A 25,771-nucleotide genomic window follows, 5' to 3' on the forward strand; every position below is an offset into this window, starting at 1 on the left:
AATCTTAATAAATGTATTGGAGTGACGATGATGACAAATTATTTCAGCAAAGATTTCTGGTGGGGAGCTTCCTCCTCCGCCTTCCAAATTGAGGGAGCATGGGACGAAGATGGCAAAGGTAAAACAGTAGCGGATTACAATGCTTTCCAAAAAGCAGATGTACAAGCAGACACCAGAGTTGCCAGTGATTTCTATCATAACTACAAGGAAGATATTCTTTTAATGAAGGAACTTGGCCTAAAAGCTTACCGTTTCTCGATTTCCTGGGCAAGAATTATTCCGGATGGGGATGGCGAAGTAAATCAAAAGGGTATTGATTTTTACAACAATGTGATTGACTTCTTATTAGAAAATGATATTATCCCGTTTGTGACCCTGTACCACTTTGATCTCCCATTTGCTCTTGTCGATAAGTACAATGGCTGGGAAAATCGTGATTGTGCCTATGCTTTTGAAAAATTTGCAAAAACCTGCTTTGAAGCTTTCGGTGATCGCGTAAAGCATTGGCAGGTTCATAATGAACAAAACCTGATGATTCGTGTGGATATTCGAATGAATATGTATGACGTACCAGGTGAACAGGCAGAAAAAGTAAGAGCACAAATGGATTATCATATGTTTTTAGCACATGCACTTGCTACGAATGCCTGCCGCGACATACTTCCAGATGCCCAGATTGGTCCGGCAGTCTCTTCTACAATGACATATCCAAGCTCGAATCGTCCGGAAGATGTGTGGGCAGCCAGAATGAATGATAACTTTAAAACAAATTATGCCTTAGAAATGTATTGCTTTGGAGAATATCCAGGATATTATAAAGAGTACCTTAAGAAATGCGATATTTATCCAGAAACAGAACTAGAGGATGAAGAAATATTAAAAGCATCAAAACCTGATTATATTGCCGTAAACTACTATCGTACATTAGTAGCCAGCTACCTTCCTGCTGATGAAGCTCATCCAGTCGGCACAAAGGTAAATGATATTGATTTCGACTTATATGGATACTTTAAAATCGAGAAAAACCCAAATCTCGTTGTAACAGATTACGGTATTCAAGTAGATCCGACAGGCTTAAGGCTCCTGCTCAATGACTATTATGAAAAGTACCGATTACCGATGATTATCACAGAAAACGGCTTGGGAACCGGCGATCAGTTAACGGAAGATGGTAAAATACATGATGATTACCGGATTAACTACTTGAAAGATCATATTGCGGCATGTAATGATGCCATTTCCGATGGTGTAGAGCTGTTTGGGTATTGCCCATGGTCAGTAATGGATCTGTTAAGCTCCCGCCAGGGCTTTATGAAACGCTATGGTTTGATTTATGTTGACAGAGATGATTTTGATCTCAAAGAATTGCGACGGATTAAGAAGGATAGTTTTTACTGGTATCAAGATGTGATTAGGAACAATGGGTTACATGCAACCGTAGAGGAATAAGATCGCAGCTACGCAGAATGTAAACGTGATGAACGATTCTTTTTATTCGCACTCAATAATTCGAGTAATGAATGTATCTTAATGGGAAAGGAAATCGGATATAAAAAAACCAATTGGCTTTAACATTCCAGATTCTGAAGCAGAGAAAACATTTATCCTAAAAAGAGGATGGTATAGAGATGATGAATTAAATTATTAATTCATTGGAAAACCCATTCAACGAACGGATCAAGCCTTTTTATGAAACAAAAAAATCAGTTGTTTCATAAAAAGGCACTTGTTCTAATTTATGTGTCTATGCTTATCTAATATCTCCGAATACACTAAATAGCGAGAATATAAAAAGGAGATGGGTTTTAGTGGGCAGAAGAAAATATAATTATAGAAATCAAAAGGCTTTTAGACGTTCAGAATGGCATGATACGGACTATGAAATGGATAGAAACTTAGATTGTTATAATGAATCTGAATCAAATAAAATGCATAAAGATGTTTCTCACGATCATACGGAAGACAGAGAAGCATCAACTTGTCAAAAGCTTGCAGATATTATCGGTGGTGAGGTTATACAAGCGACTCCTGTTTGTGTAGTTATGCGCCTTCGAGATCTGCAAGCTACTATTTTAGGTCGTCGGACTCAATCTCCGTTAGCACTTCCATTTATGCTATCCTTTGAAGATAACGGTCTGAACTTAGGTGAATCTGTACTCCTTCAGAAGGAAGTTAATCCAATGATTGATGCATTGCGAAGAAGAGGAATTACCATAACAGCATTTCATAATCATTGGCTGTTTGAAGAGCCTCGGCTAATGTATATGCACTGGGAGAATGTTGGAATGAGTCCATTTGAGTTTGCAAGAGCCAGCAATGCAGCCGCAAGAGAAGCAGGACTTTTTTAAAAAGCTTAGCCGTTTGTGATTTTTTTAGTAAAATATCACAAACGGCGTTATTTCTCCTCAATGAATTAGATAGCTTCCGTTTTTCATTTATCTATTTTGTATACTTTACCATCAGCATAAATATACTCGTTATGGACTTCCTCTATAAGTGAACATAATGATGAATTGCTTTAACAGATTACATAATAGAATGAACACTGACATGCTGGTGTTTCATGTAAAAAGCAGAACCGGGTTAATTGGAGGCTTCCCGTCAAGGTACTGTTCTTTAACCTTTTACAGCACCATCTGTTAGTCCTTTGGTTACTTTCTCTTGTGTAAAAATATATGCCAAGAGCATTGGAATACTAGCCAAGGAGATTGCAGCCATTACTGCCGGAACATTGGTTGAATACTCTCCAAAGAAATTCCTCAAACCTAGTGGGAGCGTCATATTTTCATTATTAGAGATTAGCACAAGAGCAAAAATAAATTCATTCCATATATGAATAAAGTTATAAATAAATACCGTCATTAATGCTGGACGGGTCATTGGTAAAATAATATGGAAAAATATCTTTAACTTATTTGCACCATCCATCATCGCCGACTCTTCCAATGATTTCGGTATTTCACTCATAAACTGCGTCAAAATAAAAATGGATATTGGTAATGCAAAAGCAATATAAGGACCAATTATAGCTACTAAACTATCATAAATTCCAATTGAATTCGAGAATCTAAATATAGGTATTAATGTAGCATGGACAGGAAGCATCATTCCAACAATAAAGAGTAAGAAAACAGCGCGATTCAATTTGAACTTCATTCTACTTAATGGATAGCTGGCTAATGAAGCAATTAGCATAACAACAAACACAGAGATAACAGAAACAATAATACTGTTTAAAAAGTTTACTAATAACCCTTGTTGAATAACTGCTACATAGTTATCTAATGTAAAATGCGTAAATAAGCTAAAAGGAGACTCAAAAAATGCTGGCTGCGACTTTAACGATGTTGAAATCAGATAAACAATTGGATATGCGGCATAGATCAGAAAAACAATTGCTAATATATATAATCCAACTTTTTTCATTACCATTTACAGCATCTCCTTTCTTCGCTTCGAACTATTTATTGACTGAATAACAATTGTCACAGTAAGTGCAATAAAGAACATGACAAAAGCAATCGCACTAGCATATCCTGTGTTATAATTCATAAATACTTGTTTAAACATAAATGTCCCCATAATTTCCGTTGCACCATTTGGCCCACCCTCTGTCATAACAAAGAATAAATCAAAGGCTTTCAATGATCCGACAATTGCAAGAATGGATGATGTCACAATTGTTGGCATAAGAAGTGGCAACGTAATATGTTTGAAGTTTTGCCAACTGCTTGCACCATCAATCTTCGCCGCTTCATATAACTCTTCTGGTATACCAACAATTGCTGAACGTAATAAAATCATATAGAATGGGGCACCTTGCCAAACAACTACAAATAAAATAGATAACATGGCTGTTTCTGGAGCACTTAACCAAAAGATATTCTCAATCCCAAAAATACTGACAATTTGGCTCATGATTCCATTTAATGGATCAAACATAAATACCCACAGCATTCCCGTTGCTACTGTTGAGACAAGAAATGGTAAGAAATAAACACTATTAAAGAAACGAATTCCCTTTATTGGTGATACAAGCAGCAAAGCCATAATTAATCCTAAGGGAATCTGAATAAATACAGATGTAAGTACCACCCAAATATTATTTTTCAATGATGTCCAAAACACAGGATCAGCAAATAAATTTGCATAATTTTCTAATCCCACAAACATCTTTTCTCCAGCGGTTGTCCATGTATGAAAACTATATTCAAATGTAGCTATAATCGGATACACAACATAAAGCAAGTAAATAAATAAAGCTGGTGCAATAAAAAGAAAGATAACTAAACCATTTTTCCATTTACCTTTAGATGATGATATCTTTTTTTCTTCATATATATCTGATGGTATCGGCATACTAACCCTCCTAATGCGAGTTCAAAAAAGAATGAAACAAATTCAGCACCTCACAATAAAAAGAACCTTTCTTTTCATCGCACAGTACTTATGTATTGCGTAAGCTAGCAATAGTAACATCATTCCAGCTTATGGTTTTAGGTGAAAAGGATAGAACAAAAGTACTTTAACCTGGCAAATTTCAAGCAAGAATTTGTACAAATATCCGTCCCGCTGATCTATGGCGGGACAAGTCATCATAGTTCCAGCAATTCTGCTTCTTGTCCTTCCCGTAAAAAATCACAAAATGCTCCAGATGTCTGCATATATTTCTACCAGCAGTTTATGCTTCCTACACTTTTGACTAAAGCATTTCCTTTTGTCCTAATCCCCTTCATTTATTCACCCAATATTTCTTTTGCTTTTTCCTCCATCTGTTTCGCTGCTTCTTCTGGTGTCATGGATAACCCATATATAGATTGCAGTGTATCCTTATGCAATTCCGCTAATTCTGGCGGAAGTGCTTGATCATAAGGTGATTGAATGCTCGTTGAATTCAAAATAACTTCTGCAAATTGCTCTTCTAATTCCCCTTCTGGAGAAATACCTTTTAGCGCTGTTACACTCCCGGTTTCATCTGCATATTCTTGTGCTGCTTCTGGAGTTGTTAAGAATTTTACAAATTCAGTAGCTATTTCAGGATGTTCTGCTTTAGAAGATACAGACCATGCCGGAGATATTGCTCCGCCAATTTCTCCAGGATTGTTTACACCGCCTTCCATATCAGGAAACATAAAGAATCCTACTTTATCAACAAAATCAGGTGCTTCAATTCTGAAATCATTTAGCACTGCATTATGCATATTAAACATTGCTGCTTCTCCAGAATAAAAGAGTTGCCTGCTTCCACCTTCATTATATGGCAATCCGTTAAACCCGGGATTATAAGCATCCATTTCTACAAGCTCTTTAATATTCTCTCCAGCTTCTACAAAAATGGCATCATCGAACCCTTTTCCATTTCGGTTCAATGCATCGTCAAACAATTCATGACCACCGAGTTTAGAAACCATATTCATAAACATGTACGACCCTGGCCATTTCGATTTATTCGCTAATGCAATTGGATAAATATCATTTTCTTTTAAAACTGTTATAATTTCTTGAAATTCTTCATATGTTTCCGGCTCTTCCAAACCAAGATCCGCAAAAATTTCTTTATTGTACCAGATAACATCCATTGTTAAACTCAGCGGAACCCCGTAAACTTGTCCATCGTTATATGTTACTGCTGATAAAGCTGATTCTACATAGATATCTTTATCAATACTATCTGTAATCTCCAATACGTTACCCTGTTCTACAAATTGGCCTAACCAGCCGCCGCCATAGTTCAAGAACACATCTGGTGGATTCCCGCCATTCATTGCCACAGTCATTTTTTGCTTAAATGCATCCCCAGTATTGGCAACTGTATTAATTTTCACTCCTGGATTCTCTTCTTCAAATTCTGTCGCTTTTCTTTCTACCCATTCTTTTGCATCATTATCTAACATATGCCAGAACTCAATTTCCTTCGTATCTCCATCTGAATTATTGTCTCCTCCACATGCAGATAGGACTAAAACTGTAAGTAAGCCAACTACTACCCATCTAAATGATTTCATTTCATATCCCCCTTATATTAGATAATTTCGTTTAAACGTTGGAAGCTCAATTGAGCGCTTTCTAACTCTCCTTTAGTCGTTCTATCCTGTTCTACAACAATGTATTCGATTACATCAGAAGTTTTTGCCTTTTCTACAATACTTTGTACTTCCATGATACCGTCACCTATTTCTACAAAGTCTGTCGCTTCTACAACTCCAAACACTTTGTCTGCACTTAATTTTCCTTCTACTTTCTGCAATAAGTTTACTTCTTTCACTTGTTTATTTAAATCCTTTTGATGAATGAGATGTATACGATTTCCCAGTCTATCCATTAATTCTAATGGATCATATCCTGCTCTTAATGCCCAAAAAGTATCTAATTCAAAATTTACGTACTTTGAATCAGTACGTTCTACCAAACCTTCTAAAACAACCTCTCCGGAAATTTTTTGAAATTCATGATAATGATTATGATAGTATAACCCGATTCCCATCTCTTTTAACTGTTTTCCAGCCTCATTCAACCACGCTGAGAAAGTTTCAATCGAGTCTTCTTCGGTAAAGAAATATGCTGGTATAATAACTTTCTGACTACCTATCGCAAGATTATACTCCCCAACTTGCTGTATATTTAAATCATTTTCATAACCTGTATGTGTACCTATTGCTTTTAAATCATACTTATCCAAGTATTTCTTTAAAGTATCAGCAGAAACTTCTGGAATAAATTCTCCCGCTTTTCCTTGATTTCGTACAGGATACTCGACATAACGATAGCCAATTTCCGAAACTTCTTTTAATGTTCCTTCTAAATCTTGCGCCAGTGCATCCTTTACAGAATACAGCTGTAAAGCAATTTTTAATTCGCCCACAATAATTCCTCCTAGTTATCAGTTAATTTATTGTATCTTGATCTGTTTGAATCCCTGAAACTGGTAATATCACCGGTTTATCACATATACTTTGGATGTTACAGTGCCTTGCTTCCTGGGAGGACTTTAGAACACTCTCCATAATCTCTAACACATGAAAAGCTAACTCTCCAGATGCTCGATGAGGCTTTTTTTGAAAAATGGCACGCACCATATCAATAACACCAATTCCTCGTGTATTATCTATATAACCGGAAGTAATTGGGTAAGAAGAAAAGTGCGCTTCCCCCTCCTTCTGCAATTTCACCTCTCCACTAAAACGATTAGGATCCGGTACAGATATTGTACCCTTGGTTCCATAAATTTCTAATTTTTCATGTCCTGTCCCCCATACATCAAAACTCATAATCATATTCCCGATCGAACCATTATGGAAATCTAATATGCTAGCAACATTTGTTGGTGTACTAACCGCAAACCATTCTCCATAATTTTCAGATGCTGTTATCATGCGTTTCGTAAATCTCATATTAGCTGACGCGGTTACTTTTTTGACGGGACCAAGAAGCGCAATCATTGCAGTTAAATAGTAAGGTCCCATATCAAACAGCGGTCCCGCCCCTGATTGATATAAAAACTGTGGTCTGGGATGAAAGCTTTCTGGTCCATGTGACATCATAAATGCTGTTGCCCCTACAGGTTCTCCAATTTGTCCATCATCTATTATTTGTTGACACATTTGAATGCCTGCTCCTAAAAATGTATCTGGTGCCGATCCAACTCGTAATCCTTTTTTAGCTGCTAAATCTAAAATTTCTTTTCCCTCTTTGGTATTAGCAGCTAATGGCTTTTCTCCAAATGTATGTTTTCCAGCATGTAACGCACGCAGATGTATTTCTCCATGTGCAGATGGGACCGTTAAATTGACAACCAATTCAATTTCATTGTCTTGAAAAAAATCTTCTATATCATATACTCTAGGAATGTTATAAGATAGCGCTATTTCTTCAGCTCTTTTTTTATCTAAATCACAACAAGCAATCACTTCTATAAAGTCGCACCGGCTAAATGTATTTAAATAACTTTTACTAATCATTCCACATCCAACAATACCTATTTTCATTTTCCTCAATCAAATTCCACTGCCTTCCCTGTCAATGCCGATTGATAGATTGCTTCTAGAATTTGTGTAACAACTAATGCTTCTTTCGGTTGAACCAGCGGACTTTTATCTTCTAAAATAGCTTCTATCCACATTTTTGCTTCTTGTTCTCCTTCATTCAAGTTTTCTCCGCCGAAATAAGCAATAGAAGACCCTGCAGCGGTATGCGTATCTGTTAATTTTCCATATTCACTAGAGTAAAAACTAACATATCTTTCTTTTTCATCCTCTCTTCTCTTTAATTCACCACCTGCTTCTGTTCCACAGAGAGTTACTTCCGCTTCTCTTCCTTTTTCTATATTTAATGCCCATGATGCCTCCAATGAAATAGTTGCCCCATTCTCCATTTTTATAAATGCTGTTGCAAAATCTTCTACGTCAAAGGTAGTTGGATCCCAATCACCAAAAAGATTTCCCTCTGTCTTATCCTTTAATTTTTGGCTTGCTGTCCCGACCACTAGTTTGGGCCGATAATTATTCATCATCCATAAAGCCAAATCCAAAGCATGTGTTCCAATATCAATTAATGCACCTCCACCTTGTGCTTCTTTATTAGTAAACACCCCCCATGTTGGTACAGCTCTTCTTCTTACAGCATGGGCTTTGCTATAATAAATCTCTCCAAGTTTTCCTTCTTTACATGCTTGATATAAAATTTGAGCATCTTCTCTAAAGCGGTTCTGATAACCAATTGTCAGTTTTTTACCGGTTCTTTCTGCAGCTTCTACCATCTTTTTTGCTTCTTCTGAATTAATAGCCATTGGTTTTTCACACATAACATGTTTGCCTGCTTCTAATGCCTTTATCGTAATTTCGGCATGAGAAGCATTTGGAGTAAGGACATGAACCACATCAATTTCTTGATTTTTTAGTAATTGAATATAGTCGTTATAAACTAATGCTTCACTATTTCCAAATTTCTCTTTTGCATGCTCAGCTTTTTGTCCATCTAGGTCACAAAATGCTTTTAATTCTACTAAGTCACTGAATCTACTTAAGGATGGCATATGCTTACTAAAAGCAATTCCTCCACAACCAATAATTCCTATTTTCAAAGTCATATCCAAACACTCCTTTATGTAATCGATTACAAACATTATGCCTCCATGTATCCGATAACCGAAGAAATACGCTCTCAAGTAATCGATTACATGAAATAGATAAATTATCCTTTATATATTTTACAAGACTCCCTAATGATTAATTTTCCTTCTACAATCCTTCGTTTATTCTGTATTTTTTTACCTGTTATCAGCTGGTGCATCATATCCATAGCATGCTCTCCAATTTGAAAAGCAGGCTGTGAAATTGTTGTGAGTTCTGGAGTGACAGCAGAGGCTAATTCTATATCATCAAAGCCTGCCACACTAATATCATCAGGAACTCGCAATCCTTTTCGTTGAATGCTTTTGATAACTCCTGCAGCCATATGATCACTCGCTGCAAAAATTGCAGTTGGTGGTGTATCTAACTCCAATAAGTTATTTGCTTCTCTAATCCCTGATTCAAAACTATAATCGCCTTCACGAATATACTGGGGATTCATCTCTAAACCATATTCCTTCAATGCCTTTTGGAACCCAATCAATCGATTACTACTGGAAATAGTATCGAATCCTCCAGATATAAAAGCTATCTTTCTATGATTCAACGCTAATAAATAGTTTGTCATTTTGTAGGCACTTTTTTCATTATCTACATGGATACTAGGAATATCTACTCCTTTTAAATGTGAAGTTGCAATCACAACACGATCATTGCCGATAATTTCTAATTTCTCTTTTTCTCCTACTGTCAACATTATAATTCCAGCAACTTGTTTTTGATGCAGGTATTTGAAATAATCTAAATTTTCACCCTCTTTATTTTTCATATTTTTAATTAATATTTCATAATGATGCTCTAATGCCTGAATCTCTATCCCTTGTAATACCTCATAAAAAAATGTATTACCGAAATCAGGTACAACCACTAAGATGTTATTACTACGAAGTTCACGAAGTTGCTTGCCAAGATAATTGGGCTGATAGTTCAGCTCTTTCATGGCAGCTAAAACTTTTTGTTTCGTTTCTTCATTTACTTTATTTCTTCCTGTCAGCACTCTGGAAACAGTAGCTGTTGAAACTTCTGCCCGTTTTGCAACATCTTTTACATTTGCCATAAGTCTTAAGATACCTTTCATAGATAATCTAATCGATTAAGATTATCAACATTATAATTATAGCCCAATCAATTTGTCAATGTTTTTTTTATTTTCTTAACTCTGAGAAGAATTTTTTCAAATACCTTTCTTTGGCTTTAAAACTCAGATATATCAGGAATATCTAAATATTAATTAATTTATTTAGTTAGATGTCTCAGTGGTATTATTTATAGCGTCAAATTCAAAAGCTCTTATAAGGTCCTGCACCCCAGATGACTGAGCAAAAATCTAATACTGGGGGATTTATATATTCCAACTGAATTAAAACTCTTCCATGCAGGTTGTGATACCCAATCAGCCTTTTGTTTAATCCTACGCTCTTTCTTGGTAAAATGACTTTCTATGACAATGAACAATTGGATATGAAATCCATTTTGCAATACATGCGAAAAAGGAATAAAATAGTCAAATAAACCCTTAACCAAAGTGCAATTGCACTTTGATTCGACATATTCGTTCAGCTGTTTCTTTCTGCAGCAGAAAATATGACTTAAACTTACATATACAAACAAGGTGATGAACAAATGAAAGAAAACATACACAAGCCATGGCTGCTCGTTCTGACTATAGGGCTTGGCACACTGCTCAATCCTTTAAACTCATCGATGATTTCAGTGGCATTAACAAGGCTGCAAAATGAATTTGCATTAACCTTTGCAGATGCTTCCTGGCTGATTTCGATTTTTTATCTTGCCAGTGCTGCCGGACAGCCTGTCATGGGGAAATTAAGTGACATGTTCGGCCCAAAAAAATTGTTTATAGCAGGGCTTGGCATCGTAGCAGCTGCATCAATATTAGCTCCCTTTTCACCAAACTATCTCTTTCTTTTAGGATGCCGTGCTTTACAGGCGATTGGCAGCTCGACTTTATTTCCCAGCGGTATGAGTATGGTGCGGACATATATTACAGAAGGACAGGGGAAAGCACTAGCTGTCTTATCTATCTTTGCTTCCACATCAGCGGCTTTTGGCCCTTCTATCGGCGGCTTTTTAGTTGCGTCCTGGGATTGGCAGTCGATTTTCCTGGTTAATTTTCCGTTTATTATTGTATCCTTTTTGCTGGCTGTTTTTATTTTACCAAATACGGCACAAGGGCAATTTGAGGCGAAACGGATTGATTTCAGTGGGATTATCCTCTTTATTATTGCAATTGTGGGATTAATCCTGTTCCTGCTCTCCCTTGATCAGAACATTCGCTGGTGGGCGCTACTGCTCTTTTTTGCTGCTGCTGCCATTTTTTACTTCTTCGAGCTGAAGCAGGAAGAGCCCTTCATCGATGTAAAAGGGTTAACGAAAAACCGTTATGTTTCGTTTATTTATTTGCAATTCATATGTATTAACTTGATTCATTATTGTTTCTTTTTTGGATTCCCGACTTATCTGCAGCAGGTTCGTCATTACAGTGAACAGCATACTGGACTCATTATGCTGTCGTTGGCAGGATTTGGCGTGATTGTTTCCCCCTTAGCCGGCCGTCTAATTGATAAATACGGTTCGAAGCTGCCTATGGTCATCGGTGCATGTTTGCTTTTAGCAGGTACCGGACTGCTATTAACATATAATGATGCGTCTCCTTTAATCTGGCTCGTTATTATTATGGCAGTTCTTGGCATGAGCAATGGATTTAATAATATTTCTGCACAAACCGCACTTTATGAACACGTGAATCCAGAGGACACTGGCTCCGCATCAGGTTTATTTCAAACCAGCCGCTATCTGGGCTCGATTGTATCATCCAGCTTGCTTGGGTTAACATTTAATCGTCATTTAGATACAGAGCACCTGCATCTTGTTGCGATGATCTGTTTTGTTTTCTGTGTATTTGTCGTTGCTCTGGCGTTTAAGCTTCCTGGGAAAGTGAGAGAGAAGAACACATAGATATTATAAGTGAAAAAACAATCCGTTATTTTATAATAGCGAATTGTTTTTTCATTTATTTCACAATCGTACTTGTTTGAGAAAAAGAAATTGCTCCACACTAGGAAATTCAAAAAGTTAATTTATTTTCTGTCCCTGAAAGCAGCCTTTTTATATTCTCCCTGTGTTTAAAAATAATTATAAGAGCCATCAGGCTTACAAATAGATTAAAATATAGAGTATGGTCAAAAACAGGCATAAACGAAATAACCGCTATAAGCATTGTAGCACATATGGTGCCTAAAGAAACATAACGTGTTACAGCTATTATGATTACAAAAAAAGCAAGGCATAAAAGAGCCATAACCCAGTCAATCATAAATAGCACAGCCACTGCTGTCAGCGCTCCCTTTCCCCCTTTAAATTTGAAATATACCGGCCAGTTATGCCCTATAACTGCTCCTGCACCTGCAACTAAAAGGCTTACAGACTCCATTGATCCTCCCGAATAAAAGTAAACGCCGAGTAACAAGCCTATAAAACAGGCAATTACCCCTTTTAATATATCTCCTAAAAGTACAAATACGGCAGCAGATTTCCCAAGTACCCTCAGAGTATTAGTAAGCCCGGCGCTATTGCTTCCATGACTTCTTATGTCTTTGCCGTATATCTTTCCTATAACCACTGCCGTATTAAGACTCCCTAAAAGGTAACCACATGCTAAGGCCACGAAAAGCTTTAAAATATCCATCATCACTCTCCTCCATTACTCTACAATCTGACTCGTCAGGTTACATATTAATTCATTATATTTCCATATTAACATCAATAGCTTTCTATTTGTAATGAGATTCTGAACAAGTCCAATTGGTGATGCCACTCTCTATAAGACTTGAATAAAAGTTAATTTTATGTATAATGTAAATTAACTTCATTATATGAAATGTTTTCTAGGGTTCCGCAACAATGGTTGGTCTGGTCCGAGAGAAAACTCACAGCTTAACCTGTGCCACGGAAGGATAAAAGCCTGGGAGATACTGTTTATACAGTTGTCTCTCAGGTTTTTTTGTTTTTTCCTGGAAAGAATAAAGTTGGAGGGGGTATTTAAATGAATATGCAGTGGTTAAAAGTAATTATTGCAGCAGTTATTGAAGTTTTTTGGGTAATTGGGCTAAAGCATGCCTATGATTTTTGGACTTGGACCGGGACAGTTATCGCGATTATTCTCAGTTTCTATTTAATGATTATGGCTGGGAAGAAGCTTCCTGTCGGGACAGTTTATGCCGTTTTTGTCGGACTGGGGACAGCAGGAACAACTTTTGCAGATATTGCTTTCTTTGGTGAACCATTTCAGCTGGTAAAGGTTCTTTTGATTGCCATTTTATTGACTGGTGTCATTGGTTTGAAATTAGTAACAAAAGATAAAATAAAAGAAGGAGCTGAATCATAATGGCTTGGACTTCATTAATTATCGCGGGGTTGTTTGAAGTGGTTGGTGTGACGATGATAAATAAACTGCACAAAGATCGTAACTGGCAGGCATTCGCCTTGCTGGTGCTTGGATTTGGAGCGAGTTTCTTTTTCCTTGCATACGCTATGGAAACATTGCCTATGGGTACTGCTTATGCCGTATGGACTGGTATCGGCGCTTCTGGGGGGGCAATAGCAGGAATGATTTTTTATGATGAACCAAAGGAATGGAAAAGAATCGTGTTTATAGCAATGGTATTAGGAGCAGCTGTCGGTTTAAAGCTGTTTTCATAATGAATTTCTATAAAAGGATTTTTATCACTACTTGTTCCATAGATAAAAGCAAGTAGTGATAATTCATCTTTTTAGCAAAATAAGTGATTTCTTCATCTTTGTTTTTCTGCATTCTTGTTCAGGCTCTTTAGGATCACCTGCCATTTAAAGTGTCTTTCTATAAGGTCTACCAGTTCAAAAGCGATAGAACAACGAGATGTATCCTATAAACTAACCAATAGCAAACAAAGGTAGACGGCTCCGCTGATAATTTACTCTTGGTTACCCTCTTGCCTGAATGCCTTTTTCTCCATAGTCCTTAAATTCATCACTTTATTATTTCTTAGTTCTTTTGATGTATTAGCCAGATAATCATTTAATCTTTTTTTATAAAGATATTCAGCTATATCTCTAAAATGTTCATTTTCCCATGCAAAGCGATCAATAATTTCATGTAATACTTTTGCTTCTCGCTGTTCTTCCCCATCTTCTTTATATTTTTCTGCTTTTGCCCATAAATCTTCTACAATCATCATTTCTTGCTCCAAACCTTTTATGGAATATTCTAATTGATTCGGACTCTCTGCCACCCACTGCAATCGTTGTGAGTCATCTAACAGCAGTTCGTTTGGCGTTGTATATAGTTCATTACATATTTTAACTAACAGCGAAAAGGAAGGAGAGAAAACACCACGTTCTATTTTTGAAATGGTCTGTTTGATAGACCCTACCCTGTTTGCTAATTCTTCTTGTGTCAGATTCCGTTCTTTTCGGACTCTTTTCATATTCTTTCCTACATTTTTATCGATGTCCATTTGATTACCTCTCTTTTAAAAGCAATATGATTTATTTCCAAACAAAAAGGGGAACATACGTTTACTAAGGGAGCTAAATATGTTACTATTATTAACAAATAACCTATATAGATACTTGGAAGGGAGTGAAAGAAGTGATTTCGAATAAAATGAATCCTTATCAAAAATAATTTGCTAGAAGCTGGCCGATAAATCAATTATTAAATGAATTAAAAGGATCCGGCGGAAAATGAATATCCGATTTATTTTCATTTCTTCAATAAAGTTTAACTATTCATAATAAAGTATAACATGAAAGGTATTGACTAAGGAATCTTCTTAGAAAGGAATGATGAATGAAATGACACAGGATAAAACACCGAAAGATCTATTAATCACTCAATTGAGCCGCAAATTATATTTTTCGGAGATGGAAGAAAAATTGCTTCATGTCACTTATAACCTGGCTTCAGATAAGCTATATACAATAGATGATGCACTTCCCGACTTAATAAGAATTATTCGATTATTAGATTATGAACAGGAAGGTATCATGGAGGATATAATTCGTTTAGAGGGGCTCGTTTTTGAACACAGTGAGCCATAATTGGAATGTTATTTTAAATCAATAGAGAAAACTTTTCACGTAAGCACACTGATTACTGCTGCTCCACCTAAAACATCTGAGGATAAATACCTGACAAAACAAATACAGGAGTGCTTACTTTTAATCTTTTTTTCGTATCCTGCTTCAAAATTTACCTTGTTTTAACTTCCCTCTAATAGTTTGCTGTAAAATAACTAGCCTAGATATTCTTTTATCAAGATCGCTTTAAATTCCTCATACATTTCAAACGATTCTTCCAGTATCCCTTCCAATTCATCATAATTTTTAAACGCCGGCATTTTTATTCTATATTTTGGATCAATTAATAATCGAGAATAAACTGTCCATGAGCTACCTAACCTTACTTCCCCATTACGTACCACAGTCCATATAAGATCTACTCTATCAGTAACAAATATTATATGAACAGCCATTACTAACTCTTCATCTACTACATCCTCCACTCTAAAAAAGTTTTCTCTTCTATCATAGGTAACCGTATAGCCTCGTTGATGAGCTTCTCTTTCTAATGCTTCCACAACTATTACCATGTCTATCCTCATCATCTAACTGCTCTTCTTTTTTGATATTTTCTGCACTATATTTTTTCGATAATTTCTCAAATTTCCTTATTAAATCCATCTCTATTAGTGCCTGCTTAATCTCTGGTTTTAAATCCAAACCCATCTGATCACTCCTCTAAAAATCGTAATGTGACATCATATTCTGTTGCCATATCTTTGAAATAGTCAAGCTTTTCGCTTTTAATATTGGAAGCCGGTATTTCTAAAATATATTCTCCTTCTAATGTCAGTCCGTCCAGTTCCTTGAGTGAATTACTTTGTCTACAGCACACTTTGTTTTCAATTCAGATATAGTCTATTACCAAACAAAGAGGGATGTTATGCCTTATAAAATAAGGTTTAACATCCCTCTAGGGTTTGCTGTGAAATATTTAGCCTAGATATTCTTTAATCAAAATCGCTTTAAATTCCTCATACATTTCAAATGATACTTTTAATATACCTTCCAGCTCATCATAGTCTCTAAAAGCTGGCAATCTGATTATATATTTTGGATCAATTAATAATCTGGAATAAATTGACCAAGGGTCTCCTAGTCTTAATTCTCCATCACGTTTTACTACCCAAGTAAGTTCTGTGGTTCCACCTTTTATAATAATATAAACACCAAATGTTAATCTTTCTTCGATTTCCTCTTCAATTTTTAAAAATTTTTCTTTTTTATCAATCGAAACGGAATAACCTAAATCTTCTATCATATCTATAACTGTATCAATATCTAAGTAAATAAGCCTGTCTTCTAGTTTAACTTTTTTAGAATTATATTTACTGGATATCTCTTCATATTTTTTTACAAAACCTATATCATTTAGAGCCTGCTTAATCTCTGGTTTTAAATCAAATCCCATGTTATCATTCCTCCAAAAATCGTAATGTGACATCATATTCTGCTGCTATTTCTTTATAATGATTTATATTTTTACTTTTAAGATTGGAAGCTGGTATTTCAAGAATGTAATCCCCCTGCAACGTCTTTCCATCTAAATTTGGATGTGCATTACTTCTTATCTCTGTATCTACGGAATACTTTGTTTTAAATTCCGATAAATATCCTCTATAAGTTTTCTCCGTAATCTTATCCAAGTCTGTCGTCTTTCTAGAGATAATTTCACCAGTTAAAGGATCGTATGAATCTAATCGTCTCCCAGATTTTAAATGAACTTCATGGTAAGGATAGCAGAATCTCTAGCCGTCTGATTAAATCTATTTCCTCTTGCCATTGGTGAATCCTTAGTCCAATAATCACTGGCTTGTTTCCAATCTAAACGATCTCTAATGACCACCGCTTGTCCATTTTTTCGCGTTTTTTCTTTTCTATTTACATAGGTTCGATATTGCGATTCTACTACAGGATCAGCGAATTTTCCATTGGAATCAAGACTCATGTTCCTCTTAACATTAGAGGCAACATTACCTTCATCTTTACTCTTCTTTTTGTTCGGATTTGATGATATATGATTGTTGTGACCTTTTGGTCCTCTTAATGCTGCTAATGGCGATAAAGCCATACCTTGTCTTGCAATAGTAGTGAAATTACTGCTGGCTTGTATCATTGTTTTTTGGAGTCCATCAAATTGCTGATTGGTTATATAGGACTTACCGTTCTTTTGTGCTTCTAACTCTTTTTCTTCAAGATAATGATGGTCCACTTGCATATACATATTTTCATCCAGAAACTCGCCATATTCATCTAAGTAAGCTTCTAACTCATCATTAAATACTCGCTCGCCATTCTTCTCAATAAACCAAGAGAATGTAGGATCATCAAAACCTTGCTTATATTCCCATAACCGAAGATCGTATTTACTTAATTCATCGATCATTTGAAAATGGTAGGCGTCTTCCGCTTCTTCGGCTTCCAGCTTTTCACGCTTTATTCTTTCTGCTCTGACATCCCACTTTGTTTCAATATCTTTTGTCCATGTTAAATCACTTGCAGGTGGAATGTTAAAACTGCCACTTGCTGCACTCCAAGAGGTTTCTGCTTGTTGTACTCCATGGTTAACAATGTCCTCCAGTTCCTTGATTTCCGAAAAAACTGTGGCGAACGTTGATGAAAATCTAACAATAAATACAATTTTTCTTCTAAGATTCTTTTGGAGGTCATTAAGTTGTCCATTAATTTATTATTTACGCTTAAAGAGACATCTTTTAAAACATCGTCCATATCTGTCGTTTCCAACGTAGCCTGAATATCTTGAAGGTACATTATATTCTGTTCTAATTGCTGAATTTGAGATTCCAATTTGGTTGAACTCAAATTACTGGTATCTACTGTCGCCAGATACTGGTTCGGGAACTTTTGACAAGCAGCGTTTACAGCCTCCGACAATAATATTCCTGCCTTTGCTAAAGGAATGAGTACCTGTCCATAAAACTGTTTGGCATTAAAGTAGGTTTTGGATCGTAATTGTGTTTCAGACACGAATGTTTCCATATTATTTATTAACATTTGATAATGTGCTATTTCACGCTGACAAACAGTAGCTACATTTTCACCCTGACTAGTAGCAGCTTGTACATACATATCGATACTCATAAGGAATCCTCAACAAGGAATATTCGACGTTTTTGATGTGCCAGGTCATCTTCCTTTTGCAGCAGTTTTCGCTTCTGATGTTGTAATACATCTATTTCCTCATCCAAATGGGTAAAGATGACTTGTTGCTGATAGTGTATACCATCCCGTTGTTCTCGAAAGAAAGATTCCATTTCTTCTTGATGTTCATGTTCTAAATCCCTGTATAAAGATGAAATACGCTGGAAAAAATCGTGATAATCCTCTTGTAGATTAGCAATCGATTTATTTGATTTTTCCACGTTATCATACGTTTGTTCTAATTGCGTCATTTGTTGTGTGATTTTTTGTAACACCAGTTCTTTCTTTTGTTCCATCACCAGTTCCCTCCCAGTCTGGTGGAAAGTGGGGAGGAAGTTATATGGTTACTAATCTCTTGATCGATGGCTTCAAATTCTTCAGCTACAAGTTGGAGATTCTGGCATGAATTTCTAATGACTTCAACAATATTTTGACGAGCATGTAATGATGCGTCAATCGCTTCATGCGCTGATTCATTCCCAGCCACAGTTGTTTCCGAATCCTTAGTCACTATACCAGCACTGGAAAGGTTATCTAATGACATTGCGATATTCGTAGCAATTTGCCTAGCTGCCTCTGTGTTACTTTGTATCTCCCAAGACATGAAAAACCACTTCCTTTTATATAGTATCTTATGATAATATAAGATGATTTTACCATAAAAGGATTTTAATTTACATATTTTCTGTCATTTCTCATCTATTGGGGAAGTAATGATTTATTCTCTTTTATTCGTTTATAATTGGTGTGTAGTTTACTATGAAGTAATGGCGTGTTGCAAACACCCACCCCTCTATGAGAGTCCTTTCGCCTAATTATGATAGAAAGGTCCAAGTACTGAAATTGATGCGCAATTTAAAAAGACAGCTCACACAAAGAAAGCAACCAACCTAAATGCAGTATAGGTGGTTACTTTCTGTTGTGGTAACACAATAAATCTCTATTCTAGTTCCTAAGCTTAATATGTCCACACTTTAGCTTGAAGCTCTTGTACTCCAAATTCCAGTGCATCGTCTAAATCTTCCTTATAGATATCCAAATGACCATTGGTAATTGCACTTCCCCGGTCTTCACACACGTAAGTTTCATCTAGCTCCGGGATATGTATTTTCGTCCCAAAAGGAAGAGATTGCGGGCATGCAATGGTATGCTCTTCTTTTACCACTTCACCAGATGCTGTGATACCATAAGCAGGATCACCAGGTTCTTTTCCAGTAGATTCAGGTCCAGCAGTATAAGCTGTAACTGTAAAAGGAGTCCCCGTTTCATCCGGTATGTTTAATATTTGTCCCGGTTGGATATGGGCAGGATCCAATATAGTTGGGTTTGCCGCAATGACCGCATTTACATCTACTTGATAGTTTTGAGCGATACGGTACACATTATCCCCTGATTGTACTTCATAATGCTTTTCAGCTGCTGCTGTCCCCGCAAAGAGCACGAATCCAGCCAAAGAAAGAATGATGGAAGAAATATACTTATACTTGATAATAACAACTCCTTTTCTATGTAATAGTTAATGTCTACCCATCTTCTCAGCTTATAAACTTGAATTCTACCTTTGTGAACATTTTGTAATTTTGTTGTAAAGAAAATGAAAAATAGAAAAATCTTTTTATACCCTAGATTTTGGTTTCATCTTTTAAAATCTTCTTTACCATAATTTGTTTCTACATTAACATTGTTTATAGGCTTAACAAAATAAGGCTTTCAATCAATATGTCGCTTCCTGACCAACATACTCATCATAAATCTCTCCCCCTATTTGGTATAATGTAAATCGAATCTCTTGTGCTGCTGTAGTAAACAGAGGTTCGTGGAATGATTAGAGCTCGATGAAATGAATCAAAAAACGAATAAAAGATTTTTTAAAGGAGTGAGTGGATGATTTCATTATTATTGGCTGTTCGCCGAAATTTACAAAATTTAATTCGAATTTTAAAAAATGAATCACTTCGTGCATTGTTATTCATGTTATTTTTTATCGTAGTTGGTGGCATCGTTTTCTTTATGCATACAGAAGGCATGCGATTTACCGAGGCACTATATACAAGTGTCATTATTCTACTTCCTACTTCAATACAGGTAAACTACACACCCGAAAGTACTTATGCAGAAATATTTATGTTGCTCTACTTACTAAGCGGGATTGGAATCACGTTGACACTTCTTTTGGGTGGGGTTGCTCAATTCATCAAAAAAGAAAAACTGGATGCCGAAGAAAGTCCAGAGGAATGAATTTTTCGAAGTAGAATAACAGCCACCAAATGAAGGAAGTACTGATCACGACGGACCACGAAGAAGTTTTCCATATGCGACTTTAAACAGGCACAGCACATACAAATATGCGTTGTGCCTGTTCTGTTAGTTATTTTATCATTTAGCCGCTGGTGACTTTGGTCGCGAGTGGTTCAAACGTCCTTGTTCGGGTAATAATAATATTCAGAATTTCAAACACATAATTATCATTCATACAATTTTGAGTATTTACTCTATGGATATTTTGTTTTACAATAATAGGTAATGTAGTATGTAACTGGGCTATTTGTTGTCATATGGCATATAAATATGGTTTACCTTTAAGGAGTGTGGTCTAATGATATGTACAGTTGGTGATTATTTAATTTTACGTCTAAAAGAATTAGGCGTTAGGCATATCTTTGGGATGCCTGGTGATTTTAACCTTGGATTTTTAGATCAAATCGAACGAACAGAGGATTTAGAATGGATTGGTAACTGTAATGAATTGAATGCTGCATATGCAGCAGATGGTTATGCCCGTATCAACGGAATTTCAGCAGTGGTCACTACATTTGGGGTCGGAGAACTAAGTGCCATCAATGGCATTGCAGGTGCTTATGCAGAACAACTACCTGTTATCAAAATCACTGGTTCTCCAGCAACAAATGTCGCTCAATCTGGCGCATATATCCATCATACACTTGGAGATGGGGACTTTACACACTTTGAAAGAATGTTCAGAGAAGTAACCGTCTCTCAAACAACATTGACAGCGGAAAATGCTTCAGACGAAATTGATCGTGTGCTTCAAGCCTGTTGGTTACATAAGCGGCCTGTTTATATTAATCTTCCTTCCGATGTCGCTCATAAAGAAATCGATACACCGAAAAACCCATTACAACTCCCTGAGTTTAAAAGTAACATCGATCAATTAAATGCATTTCTCAGCCTTGCTTTAGAAAAAATCAGGCAGGCAACATCCCCTGTGATTTTAGCTGATTACGAAGTGAGTCGTTATCAGCTAAACGAACAATTAAAAGCATTTGTTCATCAATCTGGCTACCCTATTGCTTCTTTCAGTATGGGGAAAGGAGTCATCGATGAAAACCATCCTCAATTTATTGGTGTGTACACCGGGGCATTAAGCGATCCATATGTTCGAGAACAGGTGGAAGATGCAGACTGTATCATCAGTATCGGTGTCAAACTTACAGATTCTGTAACAGGCGGGTTTACACATCAGCTAGAGCCAGGCAAATTAATCGAAATTCACCCTTCTTACGCAAAAATAGATCAAAAAAACTTTAGTATCGTTTCTATGAGTGATGTATTGGCAGTATTAACTGAAGAAATTGAAAATAAGAACAATGACAACTCCAATATTCAATCTCTCTATAATAGAGAAACAGATGATCCTTTTATCCCGTCAAATCAAACACTAAGCCAAGCACGCTTTTGGAAGCAATTTAATCATTTCTTAGCTCAGGAGGATATTCTCTTGGTCGAACAAGGTACGCCATTCTTTGGTGCCTCTAACCTGCTTCTTCCTGAAAAGTCAACGTTTATCGGACAACCATTATGGGGGTCGATTGGTTATACATTGCCCGCTTTACTCGGCACACAAATTGCCAACCCTCACCGTCGTAATATTCTAGTCATCGGTGATGGATCACTCCAACTGACTGTTCAGGAGTTATCCACCCTGCTTAGACATCAATTAAAACCAATTATTATTCTGATAAACAATGACGGCTATTCTATCGAACGGGTCATTCATGGACCAAATGAAGCATATAACGATATTAATATGTGGAAATACAACCAATTACCCGAAGTATTAGATCTGGGTGCGAACAGTATCAGCATAGTTGCTACAACTGAAAAAGAACTTGCTGATGCATTTCATCTAGCTAATAACCAGGATAAGCTTGTTTTTATTGAAGTAACAATGGAAAGAATGGATGTCCCTAAACTACTCAGTGATTTTGGAAAAATCATAGCAAAACAAAATGGTTTTCAATGACTTCAAAAACTGAACTAGTATTGCCCTCCGACAGAACCCCCGACAGTTGACTGGATGGGGTTCTGTTGGGGGGAACAATACATGTCTCAATCGATCTCCCTCATCGCATGTAAGACCTCGTACAACCCATTTCAAAGTTTAGGGCCTCCTATTCAGAATGGCATTTTTCAAGTTCTACGTTTTTCATGGAAAATATTGAGCAGCTTTTAATAGCTGTTGATAAACTATGAAAAGGCCGATTTCTCTATAGAAAATAGGTAACTGCTTGACCGTTTGGAGCATCTTTTTCTGCGTCATAATCCCAGTTAGCGGTGTTAAAGGGATTGTTTTTGTATTTTTTCTTCTTCTCTTTACGATACATATTGTAAGTAATTAGGGCGGTTCGTAACCGGTTCAGGGTGACGTCTTTGATATTTTGTTCACTTCCATAAGCAGCTTTCAGTTGTCCGTTTTTCATGTAATCATCTTTCAGCCGCATAAAGGTGGCGTCATGGTCGGTCTTCGAATAGCTATTGCGTTCTTCTAAAATCTCTAACGCTTTTTCCTGTTTTTCTTTACGACGAATAAAATCTTGTACCTATTTCAAGGTTTGTGGCTGCTTTCGTTCCGAACGCAGGTATTTTCGAGCCTGTGCTTTTTCACTCGATTCGATTTGTTCCGTATAGGTTTGGACAGACTTGTCCAATTTCCCTGCTATCTNAGCCTGTGCTTTTTCACTCGATTCGATTTGTTCCGTATAGGTTTGGACAGACTTGTCCAATTTCCCTGCTATCTGTTGAAGTTCTTTTGTCGATATTTCTTCTGGGCTTTCCCGTTTGATTTCTGGAATAATTTCTTTTCCGATTCTGTTTTTGTAGTGGTACTTTAACTTTATCAAAAGGTATCTTTTTTTTGTACATTTATTTCATTTTTTAATCAAATTAAAAAAGTGACTTTCTACCATATATATAAAAAGTCATTTTTTCTANTTCTTTTGTCGATATTTCTTCTGGGCTTTCCCGTTTGATTTCTGGAATAATTTCTTTTCCGATTCTGTTTTTGTAGTGGTACTTTAACTTTATCAGAAGGTATCCTTTTTTTGTACATTTATTTCATTTTTTAATCAAATTAAAAAAGTGACTTTCTACCATATATATAAAAAGTCATTTTTTCTATTTTTACTGGGTTTTGTACAGTCTCTTTCTTTGTTACCCTTTTTTTATTTTTAACATCAAGTTAGCATTTGCCTGAAATTCATATGGCACTTTTACTTCTTCAACTGTGCATCCATTTTCAGCAAGATAACTTATTAATTTATCTAAATGCTCATATCGTTTGCCTTCCAAATCAACTAAAGGAAAAATGCGGATCTCCTCTTTAGTAACTCTCAATAATTCATTTAGCGTTTTTATATGAAATTGGTAATCTAATCGGTCAGCATACATAAATAGAAAATGTGCAGAAAGAAGAATATCAAATTCTCCATCCTTAAACGGTATGGAAGGCAAAGTGACTGGAACGTATCGTTCACTCGATTCCCCCATATCGTTAGCACAATTTTTCAAGGCACTCAAACGATGTTTTCTAAGACTTTCAACATCTTTAAAATAATCCCAAATATAATTGCTTTGCGCTTTTTCCATAAGTTCCATAGTGTGTTCAATATCCTGAAGACCTTTATTATATAGATCTTCCTTTGAATGATAATATGCAATGTCAGCAGCTGTTATATCTAAATCTTGTTTGTTACCAACAGCAGTAAATGAACAAGCTCCTGCTGGACAATCGAGTATTTTTTTTCCTTCTAGTTCTTCTTTTGAAAGCGAAAACATATCCAAATACTCTTCAAAGGTTCTTCCAATAAAAACAATTCGTTCTAAATCTAATTTTGTACTCTGCTCAACTCTACTCAACTAAACTCACCTCATATAATACAAATTAAATTTATACTATCATAATTTACTCAAAAACTTAACCTTTTTCTTCTTCTACTAAACTGTTGTGCGTAAGCTTTGAGAATTTCATTGAATAAAAACACCTTAATATGTAATGTTCAATATTCTATATGATATATTAACTCTAACAATCATACTACCAAAACCTGCATTTATTAAATACGAATATATCTGGAAGAAAAGAAGGGAGTCAGATCTCCCTTTTTAAATATAGTCTCTTTCTTTTAGGCAAGTAAAGCTGTTATTATATTTACTACTAAGTGATCGGGTACTTCGATGCCAAGTAGCTTTCCAGCATCGACTAATCTCTTTGTAACATTAATGTCTTCCATCGATGGTGTGATGTCGCCACTTGGATGCTGATGTACAAGCTGCGTTATTAAGTATTGCTGATTTAAACACCTCGCGTGGATGAATGAGTAAGGCATTCAACGAACCAACATGACAGCGATGAAAGCCTAATGATGATGTCATAGCATGGTTGAAAAAGTACCCCGTATTATATACAAATCAAGGTTATCCATTCAAATAAAGGCTAAAATAGGTGGTTACCCAAAAGTTATATTATGCAGTTGATTGGCTGGATTGAGTTCGATATTTTGACTGGACTCAATCCAGCCAATTTTTCTTTTGCTCGTTCATGATTATACCAGTGGATATATTCTTCAATCTGTTTTTTAATTTTTCATAACTTACCATGTAACTAATACAGCTATATTAAATAAAAAAGCCCACCAACCACAACGGCTGAGGGCTTCTTGAAATATTAACGCTTTGAGAACTGAGGTGCACGACGAGCTTTCTTAAGACCGTATTTCTTACGCTCTTTCATACGAGCATCACGAGTAAGGTATCCTTCTGTTTTTAAAGAAGCACGATACTCTGGATCTGCTTGTAATAATGCACGTGCGATTCCGTGACGGATTGCACCTGCTTGACCAGTGAATCCTCCGCCGTGTACATTTACAAGAACATCGTAAGTTCCTTGAGTTTCTGTAGTAGCAAGCGGCTGGTTCAAGATTAAAAGTTGTGTTTCATATGGAAAATAGTCTCTAGCATCGCGACCATTGATTGTAACATTTCCTGTACCGGGTACTAGACGTACGCGGGCAGTTGACTTTTTACGGCGACCTGTGCCGTAGTATTGTACTTGTGCCAATTCA

The 25,771-nt window shown here is 36.2% G+C and carries 30 protein-coding genes, 1 pseudogene and 1 riboswitch; of the genes and pseudogenes, 8 read left to right on the plus strand and 23 right to left on the minus strand.

Annotated features, from left to right (window positions below):
• The first annotated feature begins 30 nt into the window (after positions 1–30).
• Both FLK20_RS16545 and FLK20_RS16550 read left to right on the plus strand, forming a co-directional pair.
• Positions 31–1,449 carry a glycoside hydrolase family 1 protein gene (locus tag FLK20_RS16545; protein ID WP_152657702.1) on the plus strand — a complete coding sequence of 473 codons (1,419 nt, stop codon included), beginning with the start codon at positions 31–33 and terminating at the stop codon, positions 1,447–1,449.
• A 359-nt stretch (positions 1,450–1,808) separates the two neighbouring features.
• Positions 1,809–2,348 (plus strand): DUF1259 domain-containing protein, encoded by a 540-nt coding sequence (locus FLK20_RS16550; protein ID WP_370453202.1) that lies wholly within the window; start codon positions 1,809–1,811, stop codon positions 2,346–2,348.
• A gap of 268 nt (positions 2,349–2,616) precedes the next feature.
• Here the strand turns inward: FLK20_RS16550 and FLK20_RS16555 are convergent, their stop codons facing one another.
• From FLK20_RS16555 to FLK20_RS16585, 7 genes are all read right to left on the minus strand, one after another.
• Positions 2,617–3,432 (minus strand): carbohydrate ABC transporter permease, encoded by an 816-nt coding sequence (locus tag FLK20_RS16555; RefSeq protein WP_152657703.1) that lies wholly within the window; start codon positions 3,430–3,432, stop codon positions 2,617–2,619.
• Positions 3,433–4,359 (minus strand): carbohydrate ABC transporter permease, encoded by a 927-nt coding sequence (locus tag FLK20_RS16560; RefSeq protein WP_152657704.1) that lies wholly within the window; start codon positions 4,357–4,359, stop codon positions 3,433–3,435. It abuts the gene before it with no gap.
• A gap of 377 nt (positions 4,360–4,736) precedes the next feature.
• Positions 4,737–6,005, minus strand: coding sequence for an ABC transporter substrate-binding protein (locus tag FLK20_RS16565; RefSeq protein WP_152657705.1), 1,269 nt, complete (start codon positions 6,003–6,005; stop codon positions 4,737–4,739).
• Between the two features lie 17 nt (positions 6,006–6,022).
• A complete protein-coding gene (locus FLK20_RS16570; protein WP_194165650.1) occupies positions 6,023–6,862 on the minus strand; it encodes a sugar phosphate isomerase/epimerase family protein in 840 nt (279 codons plus the stop codon).
• Between the two features lie 22 nt (positions 6,863–6,884).
• Entirely contained in the window at positions 6,885–7,985 is a 1,101-nt protein-coding gene (locus tag FLK20_RS16575; RefSeq protein ID WP_152657777.1) for a Gfo/Idh/MocA family protein, read from the minus strand.
• 5 nt (positions 7,986–7,990) lie between these two features.
• On the minus strand, positions 7,991–9,085 hold the full coding sequence (locus tag FLK20_RS16580) for a Gfo/Idh/MocA family protein (protein ID WP_152657707.1): 1,095 nt from the start codon (positions 9,083–9,085) through the stop codon (positions 7,991–7,993).
• A gap of 104 nt (positions 9,086–9,189) precedes the next feature.
• Positions 9,190–10,185, minus strand: coding sequence for a LacI family DNA-binding transcriptional regulator (locus FLK20_RS16585; RefSeq protein WP_194165651.1), 996 nt, complete (start codon positions 10,183–10,185; stop codon positions 9,190–9,192).
• A gap of 566 nt (positions 10,186–10,751) precedes the next feature.
• Here FLK20_RS16585 and FLK20_RS16590 point away from each other — a divergent pair.
• Complete coding sequence (locus FLK20_RS16590) at positions 10,752–12,104, plus strand: MFS transporter (protein ID WP_152657709.1); 1,353 nt, start codon at positions 10,752–10,754, stop codon at positions 12,102–12,104.
• A gap of 109 nt (positions 12,105–12,213) precedes the next feature.
• On the opposite strand, the gene plsY is transcribed toward FLK20_RS16590, so the two are convergent.
• On the minus strand, positions 12,214–12,837 hold the full coding sequence (plsY, locus tag FLK20_RS16595; RefSeq protein WP_152657710.1) for a glycerol-3-phosphate 1-O-acyltransferase PlsY: 624 nt from the start codon (positions 12,835–12,837) through the stop codon (positions 12,214–12,216).
• A 185-nt stretch (positions 12,838–13,022) separates the two neighbouring features.
• Positions 13,023–13,119: riboswitch (guanidine-I (ykkC/yxkD leader) on the plus strand.
• A gap of 72 nt (positions 13,120–13,191) precedes the next feature.
• Between plsY and FLK20_RS16600 the strand changes: the two genes are divergently transcribed.
• Complete coding sequence (locus FLK20_RS16600; protein WP_152657711.1) at positions 13,192–13,533, plus strand: DMT family transporter; 342 nt, start codon at positions 13,192–13,194, stop codon at positions 13,531–13,533.
• Positions 13,533–13,847, plus strand: a complete 315-nt coding sequence (locus FLK20_RS16605; RefSeq protein ID WP_152657712.1) for a DMT family transporter — start codon at positions 13,533–13,535, stop codon at positions 13,845–13,847. Before FLK20_RS16600 ends, FLK20_RS16605 begins: the two co-directional genes overlap by 1 nt.
• 251 nt (positions 13,848–14,098) lie before the next feature.
• Here FLK20_RS16605 and FLK20_RS16610 read toward each other — a convergent pair whose 3' ends face one another.
• Positions 14,099–14,641, minus strand: a complete 543-nt coding sequence (locus FLK20_RS16610) for a helix-turn-helix domain-containing protein (protein WP_152657713.1) — start codon at positions 14,639–14,641, stop codon at positions 14,099–14,101.
• A 340-nt stretch (positions 14,642–14,981) separates the two neighbouring features.
• Here FLK20_RS16610 and FLK20_RS16615 point away from each other — a divergent pair, with 340 nt between their 5' ends.
• The gene (locus FLK20_RS16615) at positions 14,982–15,227 is read left to right on the plus strand and encodes a hypothetical protein (RefSeq protein ID WP_152657714.1); all 246 of its coding nucleotides are present in this window, start codon (positions 14,982–14,984) and stop codon (positions 15,225–15,227) included.
• 194 nt (positions 15,228–15,421) lie between these two features.
• Here the strand turns inward: FLK20_RS16615 and FLK20_RS16620 are convergent, their stop codons facing one another.
• From FLK20_RS16620 to FLK20_RS16655, 9 genes are all read right to left on the minus strand, one after another.
• A complete protein-coding gene (locus tag FLK20_RS16620) occupies positions 15,422–15,778 on the minus strand; it encodes a hypothetical protein (RefSeq protein WP_152657715.1) in 357 nt (118 codons plus the stop codon).
• Entirely contained in the window at positions 15,714–15,914 is a 201-nt protein-coding gene (locus FLK20_RS21680) for a hypothetical protein (RefSeq protein ID WP_194165652.1), read from the minus strand. The genes FLK20_RS16620 and FLK20_RS21680 overlap by 65 nt, the downstream gene beginning before the upstream one ends.
• 268 nt (positions 15,915–16,182) lie before the next feature.
• Positions 16,183–16,659: a hypothetical protein gene (locus FLK20_RS16625; protein WP_152657716.1), complete on the minus strand. Its 477-nt coding sequence runs from the start codon at positions 16,657–16,659 to the stop codon at positions 16,183–16,185.
• A gap of 4 nt (positions 16,660–16,663) precedes the next feature.
• Positions 16,664–16,894, minus strand: a complete 231-nt coding sequence (locus FLK20_RS16630) for a PDZ domain-containing protein (RefSeq protein ID WP_152657717.1) — start codon at positions 16,892–16,894, stop codon at positions 16,664–16,666.
• 68 nt (positions 16,895–16,962) lie between these two features.
• Positions 16,963–17,634 carry a hypothetical protein gene (locus FLK20_RS16635; protein ID WP_152657718.1) on the minus strand — a complete coding sequence of 224 codons (672 nt, stop codon included), beginning with the start codon at positions 17,632–17,634 and terminating at the stop codon, positions 16,963–16,965.
• A gap of 101 nt (positions 17,635–17,735) precedes the next feature.
• Positions 17,736–18,350, minus strand: a complete 615-nt coding sequence (locus FLK20_RS16640) for a hypothetical protein (protein WP_152657719.1) — start codon at positions 18,348–18,350, stop codon at positions 17,736–17,738.
• Positions 18,347–18,706, minus strand: a complete 360-nt coding sequence (locus FLK20_RS16645; RefSeq protein WP_152657720.1) for a DUF3958 family protein — start codon at positions 18,704–18,706, stop codon at positions 18,347–18,349. Before FLK20_RS16645 ends, FLK20_RS16640 begins: the two co-directional genes overlap by 4 nt.
• Complete coding sequence (locus tag FLK20_RS16650) at positions 18,706–19,014, minus strand: TIGR04197 family type VII secretion effector (RefSeq protein WP_152657721.1); 309 nt, start codon at positions 19,012–19,014, stop codon at positions 18,706–18,708. Before FLK20_RS16650 ends, FLK20_RS16645 begins: the two co-directional genes overlap by 1 nt.
• 354 nt (positions 19,015–19,368) lie before the next feature.
• A complete protein-coding gene (locus FLK20_RS16655; RefSeq protein ID WP_227995095.1) occupies positions 19,369–19,863 on the minus strand; it encodes a LysM peptidoglycan-binding domain-containing protein in 495 nt (164 codons plus the stop codon).
• A gap of 431 nt (positions 19,864–20,294) precedes the next feature.
• On the opposite strand from FLK20_RS16655, the gene FLK20_RS16660 reads away from it, so the two are divergent.
• Positions 20,295–20,648, plus strand: a complete 354-nt coding sequence (locus FLK20_RS16660) for a hypothetical protein (RefSeq protein WP_152657723.1) — start codon at positions 20,295–20,297, stop codon at positions 20,646–20,648.
• 358 nt (positions 20,649–21,006) lie between these two features.
• Complete coding sequence (locus FLK20_RS16665; protein ID WP_152657724.1) at positions 21,007–22,674, plus strand: alpha-keto acid decarboxylase family protein; 1,668 nt, start codon at positions 21,007–21,009, stop codon at positions 22,672–22,674.
• A gap of 244 nt (positions 22,675–22,918) precedes the next feature.
• Here FLK20_RS16665 and FLK20_RS16670 read toward each other — a convergent pair whose 3' ends face one another.
• The 5 genes and pseudogenes from FLK20_RS16670 to rpsI form a co-directional block, all read right to left on the minus strand.
• Positions 22,919–23,152: a hypothetical protein gene (locus FLK20_RS16670; RefSeq protein WP_152657725.1), complete on the minus strand. Its 234-nt coding sequence runs from the start codon at positions 23,150–23,152 to the stop codon at positions 22,919–22,921.
• A gap of 709 nt (positions 23,153–23,861) precedes the next feature.
• A complete protein-coding gene (locus tag FLK20_RS16680; protein WP_152657727.1) occupies positions 23,862–24,566 on the minus strand; it encodes a class I SAM-dependent methyltransferase in 705 nt (234 codons plus the stop codon).
• Between the two features lie 246 nt (positions 24,567–24,812).
• Positions 24,813–25,061, minus strand: a pseudogene (locus FLK20_RS16685) (JAB domain-containing protein); the annotation flags it as partial.
• A gap of 106 nt (positions 25,062–25,167) precedes the next feature.
• Positions 25,168–25,290, minus strand: coding sequence for an IS3 family transposase (locus FLK20_RS16695; RefSeq protein ID WP_152657778.1), 123 nt, complete (start codon positions 25,288–25,290; stop codon positions 25,168–25,170).
• A gap of 84 nt (positions 25,291–25,374) precedes the next feature.
• Positions 25,375–25,767 carry a 30S ribosomal protein S9 gene (rpsI, locus tag FLK20_RS16700; RefSeq protein WP_152657730.1) on the minus strand — a complete coding sequence of 131 codons (393 nt, stop codon included), beginning with the start codon at positions 25,765–25,767 and terminating at the stop codon, positions 25,375–25,377.
• Between the last annotated feature and the right edge of the window lie 4 nt (positions 25,768–25,771).

The sequence above is a fragment of the Oceanobacillus sp. CFH 90083 genome, assembly GCF_009389585.1.
In the GTDB taxonomy this organism is placed as follows: domain Bacteria; phylum Bacillota; class Bacilli; order Bacillales; family Amphibacillaceae; genus Oceanobacillus.

Excerpts from the sequence above, each read along its gene's own strand:
- FLK20_RS16545 (WP_152657702.1), top strand. The coding sequence starts at position 31 with ATGACAAATTATTTCAGCAAAGATTTCTGGTGGGGAGCTTCCTCCTCC.
- FLK20_RS16555 (WP_152657703.1), bottom strand. The coding sequence starts at position 3,432 with ATGGTAATGAAAAAAGTTGGATTATATATATTAGCAATTGTTTTTCTG.
- FLK20_RS16560 (WP_152657704.1), bottom strand. The coding sequence starts at position 4,359 with ATGCCGATACCATCAGATATATATGAAGAAAAAAAGATATCATCATCT.
- FLK20_RS16565 (WP_152657705.1), bottom strand. The coding sequence starts at position 6,005 with ATGAAATCATTTAGATGGGTAGTAGTTGGCTTACTTACAGTTTTAGTC.
- FLK20_RS16575 (WP_152657777.1), bottom strand. The coding sequence starts at position 7,985 with ATGAAAATAGGTATTGTTGGATGTGGAATGATTAGTAAAAGTTATTTA.
- FLK20_RS16580 (WP_152657707.1), bottom strand. The coding sequence starts at position 9,085 with ATGACTTTGAAAATAGGAATTATTGGTTGTGGAGGAATTGCTTTTAGT.
- FLK20_RS16585 (WP_194165651.1), bottom strand. The coding sequence starts at position 10,185 with ATGGCAAATGTAAAAGATGTTGCAAAACGGGCAGAAGTTTCAACAGCT.
- FLK20_RS16590 (WP_152657709.1), top strand. The coding sequence starts at position 10,752 with ATGAAAGAAAACATACACAAGCCATGGCTGCTCGTTCTGACTATAGGG.
- plsY (WP_152657710.1), bottom strand. The coding sequence starts at position 12,837 with ATGATGGATATTTTAAAGCTTTTCGTGGCCTTAGCATGTGGTTACCTT.
- FLK20_RS16600 (WP_152657711.1), top strand. The coding sequence starts at position 13,192 with ATGAATATGCAGTGGTTAAAAGTAATTATTGCAGCAGTTATTGAAGTT.
- FLK20_RS16605 (WP_152657712.1), top strand. The coding sequence starts at position 13,533 with ATGGCTTGGACTTCATTAATTATCGCGGGGTTGTTTGAAGTGGTTGGT.
- FLK20_RS16610 (WP_152657713.1), bottom strand. The coding sequence starts at position 14,641 with ATGGACATCGATAAAAATGTAGGAAAGAATATGAAAAGAGTCCGAAAA.
- FLK20_RS16615 (WP_152657714.1), top strand. The coding sequence starts at position 14,982 with ATGACACAGGATAAAACACCGAAAGATCTATTAATCACTCAATTGAGC.
- FLK20_RS16620 (WP_152657715.1), bottom strand. The coding sequence starts at position 15,778 with ATGGTAATAGTTGTGGAAGCATTAGAAAGAGAAGCTCATCAACGAGGC.
- FLK20_RS21680 (WP_194165652.1), bottom strand. The coding sequence starts at position 15,914 with ATGGGTTTGGATTTAAAACCAGAGATTAAGCAGGCACTAATAGAGATG.
- FLK20_RS16625 (WP_152657716.1), bottom strand. The coding sequence starts at position 16,659 with ATGGGATTTGATTTAAAACCAGAGATTAAGCAGGCTCTAAATGATATA.
- FLK20_RS16635 (WP_152657718.1), bottom strand. The coding sequence starts at position 17,634 with ATGATCGATGAATTAAGTAAATACGATCTTCGGTTATGGGAATATAAG.
- FLK20_RS16640 (WP_152657719.1), bottom strand. The coding sequence starts at position 18,350 with ATGAGTATCGATATGTATGTACAAGCTGCTACTAGTCAGGGTGAAAAT.
- FLK20_RS16645 (WP_152657720.1), bottom strand. The coding sequence starts at position 18,706 with ATGGAACAAAAGAAAGAACTGGTGTTACAAAAAATCACACAACAAATG.
- FLK20_RS16650 (WP_152657721.1), bottom strand. The coding sequence starts at position 19,014 with ATGTCTTGGGAGATACAAAGTAACACAGAGGCAGCTAGGCAAATTGCT.
- FLK20_RS16660 (WP_152657723.1), top strand. The coding sequence starts at position 20,295 with ATGATTTCATTATTATTGGCTGTTCGCCGAAATTTACAAAATTTAATT.
- FLK20_RS16665 (WP_152657724.1), top strand. The coding sequence starts at position 21,007 with ATGATATGTACAGTTGGTGATTATTTAATTTTACGTCTAAAAGAATTA.
- FLK20_RS16670 (WP_152657725.1), bottom strand. The coding sequence starts at position 23,152 with ATGCGGCTGAAAGATGATTACATGAAAAACGGACAACTGAAAGCTGCT.